Origin of the sequence: uncultured Holdemanella sp., assembly GCF_934772795.1 — a bacterium.
Taxonomy (GTDB): Bacteria; Bacillota_I; Bacilli_A; order Erysipelotrichales; family Erysipelotrichaceae; genus Holdemanella.
The window spans coordinates 1-1,518 of sequence record NZ_CAKVMR010000132.1 but is presented as its reverse complement, the minus strand read 5'-3'; the positions used below and the strand labels follow the sequence as shown (position 1 = coordinate 1,518).

The following is a 1,518-nucleotide window of genomic DNA, read 5'->3' as shown; positions in this document are numbered from 1 at the left end:
TCTCTAAATGTTTCTAACGGCATTCCACATTCACAATAATCCTTATCTATTGTTTCCTTCAAGTCGTGACTGGCAGCAGATATTAATAAATGAAATGCCCGGAAGTGTAACCCGGTGGAGGCCACTACGGTTACGCACTTGCTGTTTAATTCTTAAGGCATTTGATACACACGGAATAAAACTTGGAACACCTTTCCAAGCTTTATTCCGGTTCGGGTATCCACAGCCTTCCTGAATTAAATCCCAAATTAATTCCGATACTGTGTATTTTTATTACTGCAGCTGGCTTAGACGGTTGCGGAGTACAGGTCCGACGATGATCGCAATGATAATCTTCGCTGCGTCACCGGCAAGATAAGGAATTACTCCGACAGAAAGTGCTGCAACGAATGACATTTTCAACTGGATCGCAAGCCACTCTGTACCGAAGATATAAGTGACTGCCATACCGATGATCATACCGACAACTGCCAGGATTCTGTTCTTTGGAAATTTATCAACGAACAGTCCGGAAATCAGTGCAAGGAAGATGAAACCAATCAGGTATCCGCCGGTAGGACCTGCAAGCTTTCCTAATCCACCGGTAAAACCGGAAAATACAGGGAGACCGACAAGACCAAGTAACAGATATACGATGTAACTGATGGTTGCATCTCTAAAACCAAGTACATAGATACTGATCATGATCACCAGGTTGGTAAGACTGATCGGTACCGGGCTGACCGGAATCGGAATCGCCATAGGAGCGAAGATACAGGTGATTGCAGTCATCAAAGCAATCAGAACCAGTTTGCGGGTGGAAAGCTTTTTCGTTGTTGTGCTATTTACTGTGTTGTTCATAGTGGTAATTGTCTGCCGTACGACATGGCAGAACTCCTTTCCTTTAGTTTTATATCAAAAATATAACAGAAGTATAAAATAAACAGGATAAAATGTCAACTGCAGAAGATGACTGGTTAACAATTGGACATGCGCAAGCGTATGATGTTAACAAAAGCATACGATTTGAAAATGTATAGTATTGTGTAAACATTAAAATAAATAAAGAAAAATCAGATAATTTAACTATTGAAATGAAATAATGGAAAATAAATAAAATTAACTGCAAAAAGTATTGACAAAATAAAAGCCGAATGATATTATATAATCAATCCAAAGGAAATCCAAAATAAACAAAAAAGAATTCCTGACGAGAAAGGGAATCTTGAAAATTGAATATCACATATTTTATAAGATGTATTTTTATTATAAATTCTCAATTCGTTTAAGAATCGAAAAATACAGGATATAGATATGAAATATCTGGTAAGGCATCGGATATCAAATATCGTAAAGTATATTGTAGAGAAAGAGAATGGATGAATAACGATTATAGAATGGTATCAAGGGGATATGGATTATAATCGTAGAAGAGATGAGATAATAAATTCCAGCTTATATCTTAAGTGATAAAAGAAAAGTTTATCAAGGATGAAGAATATTTCATATGTCGGTGAGATATCGTTGATTGGAAATTTA

At 36.6% G+C, this 1,518-nt stretch carries 1 protein-coding gene; it reads right to left on the bottom strand.

Annotation, left to right across the window (positions count from 1 at the left end; genetic code table 11):
• Positions 1–273: 273 nt before the first annotated feature.
• Complete coding sequence (locus tag Q0F04_RS11875) at positions 274–840, bottom strand: biotin transporter BioY (protein ID WP_295753552.1); 567 nt, start codon at positions 838–840, stop codon at positions 274–276.
• Positions 841–1,518: the final 678 nt, after the last annotated feature.

Excerpts from the sequence above, each read along its gene's own strand:
- Q0F04_RS11875 (WP_295753552.1), bottom strand. The coding sequence starts at position 840 with ATGAACAACACAGTAAATAGCACAACAACGAAAAAGCTTTCCACCCGC.